Source organism: Stieleria mannarensis, from assembly GCF_014154935.1.
GTDB lineage: Bacteria > Planctomycetota > Planctomycetia > Pirellulales > Pirellulaceae > Stieleria > Stieleria mannarensis.
Map to the genome: position 1 here is coordinate 91,751 of NZ_JACEHH010000034.1, position 8,465 is coordinate 100,215.

General features: G+C 55.9%; 5 protein-coding genes. 1 reads left to right on the top strand and 4 read right to left on the bottom strand.

From position 1 onward, the window contains the following. Positions 1–5 precede the first annotated feature (5 nt). The 4 genes from H1B37_RS21845 to H1B37_RS21860 all read right to left on the bottom strand — a co-directional run bounded on the left by H1B37_RS21845 (position 6) and on the right by H1B37_RS21860 (position 6,620). Positions 6–305 (bottom strand): hypothetical protein, encoded by a 300-nt coding sequence (locus H1B37_RS21845; RefSeq protein WP_182868792.1) that lies wholly within the window; start codon positions 303–305, stop codon positions 6–8. 198 nt (positions 306–503) lie between these two features. After that, positions 504–986, bottom strand: a complete 483-nt coding sequence (locus H1B37_RS21850) for a Re/Si-specific NAD(P)(+) transhydrogenase subunit beta (protein WP_182868793.1) — start codon at positions 984–986, stop codon at positions 504–506. 128 nt (positions 987–1,114) lie between these two features. After that, positions 1,115–6,061 (bottom strand): protein kinase domain-containing protein, encoded by a 4,947-nt coding sequence (locus H1B37_RS21855; RefSeq protein ID WP_182868794.1) that lies wholly within the window; start codon positions 6,059–6,061, stop codon positions 1,115–1,117. Continuing rightward, positions 6,054–6,620, bottom strand: a complete 567-nt coding sequence (locus tag H1B37_RS21860; RefSeq protein WP_182868795.1) for a sigma-70 family RNA polymerase sigma factor — start codon at positions 6,618–6,620, stop codon at positions 6,054–6,056. The genes H1B37_RS21855 and H1B37_RS21860 overlap by 8 nt, the downstream gene beginning before the upstream one ends. Positions 6,621–7,153: 533 nt before the next feature. Here H1B37_RS21860 and H1B37_RS21865 point away from each other — a divergent pair. Further along, positions 7,154–8,398, top strand: a complete 1,245-nt coding sequence (locus H1B37_RS21865; RefSeq protein ID WP_182868796.1) for a hypothetical protein — start codon at positions 7,154–7,156, stop codon at positions 8,396–8,398. Positions 8,399–8,465: the final 67 nt, after the last annotated feature.

The window sequence follows — 8,465 nt, forward strand, 5'->3', positions numbered from 1 at the left end:
TGTCCTTAGCCTTCGGTGAACTTGCACGGTGACACGGTTGCATCAATTCCGGCCGTCACTCGTTCAGCGATTTCTCGCAGCGGAATGACGAACAGTTTAGGGCCGCAGTCGCCAAGCCATTTCTCAAGTCCCATCGCCAGAGTCTCGAGCTCGAGTGAATCACCAAGTTCCCAAAACTTCCATCTGGGATACCGGCTCCGGTAAATTTCATTTAACTGATCATCAGGTGAAAACTGGTACCGTGAGTCGGCTGGAAAGCCGAATGCTTCACAAATCTCGCAAAGCAACCAGTCAACGTCTTGCATTCGATCCCCATGCACTTGTTCCCAAATCGCCTTTTGAGAAATGCGGTTGCGGTAGACGGGTGGAAGACGAGTGCGGAACAATTTTATTCTGTGACGCGATGGGGTTTTGACTTGGTCACTGCAGGAGGTCAGTTGTCTAATCTATCGGTTCTCTTTTGCTAGCTGATCTGGATCTGTGGTTAGCGATCTCAAAGCCAATTATCTCCAACGCATGATCTCAGTGGCGGCCGCGAGGGTGCCCACAATGAAGAACGCGGCATAGAGTCCAGCCCAGCAACCCAAGTTCCGATCGGGTGCAAAAAGTTTTTGGAGCAGAAAGCCGAAACCCCCCAGAGACATCAGCCATACGGCAGACGAAAGCCGTTCGCTGCCCCAGTAGGCTGCCGCCGCGGCCGCTCCCCAAACCGAAGCGATCAGCAAGATTCCGTTGACGGCATGACGAAGTGCCTTCGTCGAATCTGGTTTGGAAGACATGATCGGAAGCAAACATGCAGCGGCCACGACCACTCCCACGATCATTGCAAGCCCCTGTCCAATCCAATCGCCCCAAGAGGCCGTGATCCGATCGTCGACAAATAGGGCAAAGACAAACAGGCCTGCAATGACTCCGGTCAAGAATGCAATGCCGGCTACTTTCTCTTGCGTTTCGGGTTCGGATTGATTTTCGGAATTGTGACTCATGGTTCGGACTATGTTGAACGTTCTTCTCCTTCCGTGCTCAACAGTTCTCTCAAGCGTGTTTGGTCCTTTTCAGATTAAGCTTCTTGATTGAGCGATGTTGTGCAAGCAAGAGCTCCCAGACGTCCAGGCTAACCTGAAATCCTCGCGAGAGCTTTCTCCGCTGCCTGTTGAATGGCGGGCAAAGGATCGGGATCATCGCGCACGCGTTCAATCTCTGGGATCGCCCCGGATGCTGCTGTTCCGAACGCGGCGAGGCTGCTGATCACTTGCAGCAGGATCATGTCGCGCTGATCCATGTAGGTTCCACTCTCGTCGGTCCGCAGCAGCGGTGCCATCAAACCCTGTGCCGATGGTGCGGTGGCTTTTCTCAGATAGCTTTTGACACTTTCGCCGGGATCTTTAACGAGTGCAATGAGCGTTGGAATGGCAACTTCGCCAACTTCGCCCATGCGTGCGATCGCTTGCGCGGCCTCGAATCGGGAGCCTGTCAGGGGCGCTTCGGACTGAAAGATCTCAAGCAGCTGCGGCATTGCTGCGCCTTCGTCGGGGCCGACTCGACCAAGGCAACGGATCACCTGCGTTTTCTCGTAGGAGTCAGGCTGTTCGAGAAGCTTGACCAGTTGCGGGACAGCGAACGACGCGTCTGGCCCCAGTTTCTGGATTGCCTTCAGGGCATCCAGCCGCTGGGTCGAATCGTTTGATTGCAATTTCTCGATCAACCGATTCGTCTCTGCCGCTGTCAGATCGCCGTCAACTTGACCATCGCCCCCTGGACGAGTTGCGTTTGGCGGATCTTTCTCCGTGGCTGGTGCTCGTTGAACATCAACCGCCTCGATCGCCTCCCTCAGCAGCACGCTTGCGTCAATGAAGTCACCTGTATTGCTGTAGGGGATCGCCATATCATCGACAGCATCAAACCACACATTGTTCGCAATTGTCCGAGCAGTAGCCAATGCTTCCTTTGCGGCGTTCGCGTTGCCCAATTGCTGATTGGCCAACGCGCGGACTGCGGCCTGAAAGATTCGATAGTTGTCTGACGTTTTGCCTGCGTGCTTATCCAAGAGCGCAAGCACTTCCGATGTGTGCCCGCTCCGCAAATGCAGCAAAATCATGCCGCGGCTCGCCCACCAGCGGCTATTCGCGTCCACATGGGACTGCGAAAAAGGCAGCAACGGAGTTAGGTCTGTATCGGCAAAAGGAGCGAGTGCCGCCGTCGTCGCGACGTAGTCTCCGACGACGGTGTCGCTTGATGGTGGTTGATCGAGAAGCCGTTTTACTTGCGGACCGATGCGTCGCTGGTAGCCCTCTCGATCACCCATCATCAGAGCAACGCGAGCCGCGGAGACGGGATCCCAGTTGTTCTTCGGTCGCAATTCTGCAATGCGGTCGAAATCAGCGAGAGCTTCCTTCCACATGAGCTGAGACGCGTACAAGTCGGCTCGTTTTCGAATGAACTTCGTGTCGTTCCGGTTGGCATTGATCGCCTCAGTCAACTCCGCAATTTCATCAATACGAGATTTCACCGAGGCAATCGAGCCGGTCGCAAGCCAGGACGGGGGATGAACATTCTCGGGCACAGGTGCATGCCAGGCGACGACCAATCCATTGGCCCCGGCGGCAATCGTTGATCCATCGGGACTCCAATCGACGCATTGGAAAGACCGAACATCCGCATGCTCCAGAATCAACAACTCCGCCCCGGTTGCGCGGTCCCAAATGCGAACCGTCCCATCGCGACCGGAACTGGCGAGCCGCGAGCCGTCGGGACTGAAGCAAACATCGGTAACGGCACCGGCATGACCCTTGATGGTCGTCAGAAACTTGAAGTTAACACATTCGATCACGCCGATTCCCGTCTCTCCGCCGGTAATCAACAGCATGCCATCGGGGCTCCATGCCAATCCCTTGTCGGCATCCACTCCCGTTTGGTAGATCGCGTTACCGCCGCGACCAAAGATCGCGACGTGGCCACTTGCCAGGTGACCGATGAACTGCCTGGACGGGCAATACGCAAGACTTGCGAAATGTCGGAAAGTTCCGTCGATCTGCCGACTCACCTTACCGCTGTTGACCTCGTAAATCCGGAGGCTTGTTCCACAGCCAGCAATTTGGTCATCGTCGATCCAGGCGAGTGAATTGAAGCCGCCTGAATCACGGCCCCCCTTGAACTTGAGCAACAGTTCTCCCGCATCTGCATCCCAGATCCGATACTCCCCGGAATGATCGCACGAAGCGACACGCAGCCCGTCGGGGCTCCAGGCGACGTCGTTCACAGCTCCGTTTGCATGACCGTCCAGTTGGTGAATCAATACACCTGTGTGAGTATTTGTAATCGAAACGATGCCGTCCCAAGAGACAGTTGCCACGCGTTGCGAGTCGGGCGACCACGAAATGGCTTTGATTCCAAATTTGTGGGCGCGCACAGCGCTGGCTAGAGTGACGTCGCCACGAACACGAGTCACCCGGATCTCATTGGCGCTCGACGAAAGGACACGCTGCCCGTCGCCGTGGTTAACGATGCGATGAACGGGACCATCGTGAACGCGAATCGTCTTGGTTGGAACGTTTTGATCATGATCGAAAAAGTGAATGTCGTGGTCCGTCGTCGCGACCAGCAGTTCCTCATCGTTTAGCCAATCGACCACGGGTGTTCCCGTGATGGCGCCTCCGGCCGATCGCATCGTTTCCTCTCCGCCACGGTTCCAGATGACGAGCCTTGAACCATCCGACCCGCCACTGGTGGCTCCAGCAACAAGTGTCCCGCTTGGGTTCCAACGGGCGGTCATGACGTAGTCGCGATTGATCTTTTTGCGCCAGTCAACTTTGTTTTGCTCGGTATCGATCGCGAACACATAGCCGTACCGCGTAGCGATGGCGAGGACGGGATCGGTGGGATGCCAGTCCATTTCGTTGCAAGGAAAATCGGGGGGAAGCAACTCAATGGCTTGGATCAGATTGCCATCGGCTGGATTCCACAAATGGATTGCTCCCATGTTTGTTCCGGTAGCCAGTGCCAAGCCATCGGAGCGCCAATCGATTGACGTGATGTGATTCGAGTTGCGGTTGGTGCCTTGATGTTCGGCTAAGTCCACCGTGCAACTGGCGTCGCCAGACGCAATCTCGAACACATTGACGGTCAGCTTCCCTGCGACGGCCAAGTGCGTGCCGTCTGGCGAAAATCGCACATGGCCGGGTGGATGGGTGGTGATCCGCTTTTGCAGCTTGAGAGGTTCGCCAGCCCATAATTCAAGTTCGTTATTTCGAAACGCCGCCAAGCGTCTCGTCTGTGGGTGCCAGTCGAAGAATTGCTCGAATTCGGCCCCTTCGGCAACGCTGCTGGTTTGCTGTCGACACAGACCGTTCAAATAGCGCCATTCCCATCCGCGAAAATCTGGTTCGTCGGGTGATTCTGGTCGGGCTTGTTCAAGCATCGATTCCAACTGGCCGTACTCGCGTTGCTCGAAGCGATACATCATTGGTTGAAGTCGCGCGACGTAAGTCTGCCAAAGTGCTTCGAGCCGTCTTTGCTCCGCTTCGCGCCGTGCTGTTTCTTCATTGGCAAGCGACTGTTCGGCGGCTTGCCGCGCGTCCGCTTCAGCCTTCCGCGCCGTTTCAGATTCGCGCCGGGCTTCCGCTTCCTGGCTTAAAGACCATTCGGCTTGTGCTTTCGCTTTGGTGGCAAGATCACGTTGCTTTTCGGCATCGAGTTGTGCCGACTCGGCATTCTGTCGCTGCTTCTCCGCCTCTTCGCGAGCCATTTCAGCACTGGCGCGTTGTCTCGCTTCATTGTTCGCATGACGAACGGCTGCAACCGCGTAGCTGGCCGAGACGTAGGTGCCAACGGCCATGCTCAAAAACAACAAACACAGTAGCGTTGCCACCGCCTTGTTACGGCGGCACCAACGGATCGTCTTGTTGATCCGCCCGACCGGCCGAGCGATGACCGGGCGACCTTCGAGGAACTGACTCAAATCGTCGGCTAATTCCCGCGCCGTCCCGTAACGCTTGTGCGGCTCCTTGATTAGGCACTTCAGACAGATCGTTTCCAGATCCTTGGGTACCGACGGGTTGAGTTCGCCAGGTGATACAGGTTCCTTCCTCATCACCTGCAGCAGCGTGTCGACGGGTGAGTCGGCAACGAACGGCGCCCGGCCCGTCAGGCAAGCATACAGAATCGCGCCGAGCGAGTAGATGTCGGATGCCGGGCCGACCAGTTCCTGTTTGCCCGATGCCTGTTCCGGCGACATATAGCTGGGAGTGCCAAGAATCTGGCCGGTTGCTGTTAACTCGGCCCGCGAATCATGATCGACTGCATCGAGCATCTTTGCCAGCCCGAAATCGGTCACGTGAGGTGTACCCTCGCCAGCGACCAGCACATTCGCCGGTTTCAAATCGCGGTGAACCGTGCCTTGCTGATGAGCGAAATGTACCGCTTCGGCGATCGTCCTCAACATGTCCGCGGCGTCACGGGGTGCCAACGTCTCCTCGCGAATCATCTCTGCCAGACTGCGTCCTTCGACGAAGTCCATCGTGAAATAGTGCCGCCCCTCGTGTTCGCCGATCTCATGGACAGGAACAATGTTGGGGTGCTTCAGACGTCCTGCGGCTTCAGCTTCGCGGCAGAAGCGGTCGACTTCGTCGGCGTCCGCAAGTTTTCCCGCCAGGATCATTTTCAAGGCGACGATGCGGCGAAGCTTTGCTTGCCGTGCCTTGAACACAATTCCCATCCCACCTCGAGCGATCTCTTCCAGGATTTCATATTCACCGATGTAGCGAACCGTATCGCCAGGAGACCATCGGAGTGGCACTGAACCTGAATCCATCGTCGGTTCGTAGCCCGATGCATCCTTCTTGGAAAGGTTATCACTGCTGAATTCGCTGGCGACCGCCTCCAACATTTCTCGATCATTCAAAAACCGACGTATCTCATCGGTGTACCGCGGGCAATCCGCGGCCACGGCGTCGGCGTCGACTTGCTCGCCCCGCTGTAGCGATTCCAGGCAACGAACCAGCAGCGATTGAAACTCCGGGTCGTCGTGAAATTTTGAGTGGTGCGATTTGTGAACATCAGCCATGCCGTGGGTCCTCGTCTCGCGTCAATAATTCACGTAATTTTGTTGTGCCGCGATAGATGAGTGCGGCCACCGCTCCCTTTGTCCTGTGCATCGATTCCCCAATCTGCTCGAGAGTCTGTCCTTGCAAGTGATGCAGCTCAATTGCTTCTCGCTGCGCAGTAGGCAAACAGGCAAGCGCTTTCGCAAGCCGCATCTGTTCTTCTACTCTTATCGCCTTTTCGCTGGGCGTTGACTGGTCACCTGCAAGCAAAAAACTGATCCTCGAAGCCGACTGTTCCAGAGCTTGCCGGAGAGACTGCTCGCGACCGACATCTCGAGCCTGGGTGCGGAACTTGCGAATTTCGTCCAGCAAATTGTTGGCGAAAACGCGACGCAGCCACGGCAATCGCTCTTTCTCGTTAAGCTCGGACCAATTCGCCTCGCAAGCCTCCAGCAACGTCACCTGCACTACGCCGGAAATATCCACCTTCCCGACCAACTGCTGATCCAACTGTAGACGTCCAAGCAGCCCCAGGTATTCGCGGTATTGTTCAGCGTCGTCGGCCTGATCGTCGGACATAAGGTTCCTCTAGACAGTAAGCGGCCCCGCAAACGGCACATGACGCAAAAAACAAAAGAAAATTTCAAAACTTATCGCCAGTCGCCATCACCACAGCAGCTTCATGTGAACAAGTTGCTTACAGCGTCGACCGATGGCGTGTAGCGAGAAGTGTCAAAATCCGTTGCCTTGTTGCAGCATGATCCCGTTGACAACCGTGACGGCAACCACAATCGAGAATGCGACATCGCGTCCAAACAAGCAGCCGAAGCTTCGGTTTGGCCCTGACAACTTTTGGAGCATGGGTACTGCATCATAATGCTTAGCGTTGCCTCGTCTCGGACATCACGAAGAATTGAATCATACGAACGAATCATTTCGCCGTCATCAGTCGGCTTGGTTCACGCTTATCGTGATAGGCTGAACCAGCAATCGAATTCAGTCCGAACGGACGACTTCTCGTCGCCGGTGGAGGCGATTTTTTGAGGGGCGGTGAGGTGCACATTTGGAACGTTGCAGAATGAATCGGAAGCGTTGGCGAGCGAGAGACCCTTATGCCTTTTGATCAAACGTCTGTCGAGCCGAAGATAGCAGACAAACTGAAGTCACTGCTGTGGGTCGGCATCTGGACTGCGGCTGGAGCGGTCCTGGGAACGGCCCTGGCGTACATCCTGTTTGGGTTGGCGTACAAGGGTTGGAGTGCACCTGCGGAACAGTTCGCTGGACCAAAGCCACAGCGATCTGGCGATCCGATCGATGCTTGGGCCGCCGGTGTCATCGCGACGATGTATGCGATGCCTTGCCTGTTGGCAGGATTCGTTACGGGCGCCATCGCAGGTTTTCGTATTGGTCGTCGGCGGCATCAAAAGAGATGCCGTTCCGAGAATCGATCTAATGCTGCGTGTCGTGTCATTGTTCTGCCCTTGCTGGTTCTGCTTGGGACGGCTCAGTCTGCCGACGCAGACTTCGGGCTGAAATTGATGACCAATGTCCGCATCGACGTACATCTCGATGGCCGATCGCTGCCCGATGGCGCGAAGGCCGCCTTGCTCGCCCCTTCACCCTGGTCGACGGACGCTCCGGTCAATGCTGCAGAACGAGTTCCAGGACTTGTCGTTCCTTGGCAGGATGAGGAGGGAGAACAATGGAACTACGCCGCTTATCTCTGGGGAGGAGACGTTCAGAAGGGGGGCGTGACATTTAGCGGCTTTTGGGACTACAGATTGAGCGATCCACCGATCCAAGGACTCCCGAAGATCGTTCGATTGGCTGTGTACGATCCTCGGACCGAACGTCTCTACGTGACATCTCCCGCCAGCCCCGGGCAGCACCTCGCGTTAATGCGAGCCGAGCTAAGCTCTAGCGGATCGGGAATCCTGGACAGCCTCCTTATCCCGTTCTGGCAGCGTCTCGATTTTTGGAAGGCGATGCTGATCACACTGATGGTGGAATGCTTCATCGTCATTTGGGTCGTATGTGTGAGTCGCACAACCGATGACGGGCAAGCGACCGGGCGCGCCTACCGCAAAACTCGATTGATCCGCGTGTGTCTTCTCGTGAATCTGCTCACGCTGCCATTGGTTTGGTTTTTCGGTGGTGAGTTCATATTTCGGTTTGGATTCTGGTGGGGGACCGCTACATTTCTTGGACTCGAGGCAATGGCATTCCTGATTGAAGCGGTTTTTTATCGCGGCGTTCTCACCACGTCCGACAGGACGTCGCGGCTGCCATGGTCAATCGCCTTACGGGCGTCGCTACTGGCCAACTTGACCACGTTCTTGCTTGGATTTGTATTGTGAGCATCTTCGTAATCAATTTGATTTTATGACTTTTCAACAACTCGCCCTACTTTGCGGGGTTCTTCCA

Bases quoted from the DNA above. Each gene is read 5' to 3' on its own strand.
- H1B37_RS21865 (WP_182868796.1), top strand. From the start codon at position 7,154: ATGCCTTTTGATCAAACGTCTGTCGAGCCGAAGATAGCAGACAAACTG.
- H1B37_RS21845 (WP_182868792.1), bottom strand. From the start codon at position 305: ATGCAAGACGTTGACTGGTTGCTTTGCGAGATTTGTGAAGCATTCGGC.
- H1B37_RS21850 (WP_182868793.1), bottom strand. From the start codon at position 986: ATGAGTCACAATTCCGAAAATCAATCCGAACCCGAAACGCAAGAGAAA.
- H1B37_RS21860 (WP_182868795.1), bottom strand. From the start codon at position 6,620: ATGTCCGACGATCAGGCCGACGACGCTGAACAATACCGCGAATACCTG.
- H1B37_RS21855 (WP_182868794.1), bottom strand. From the start codon at position 6,061: ATGGCTGATGTTCACAAATCGCACCACTCAAAATTTCACGACGACCCG.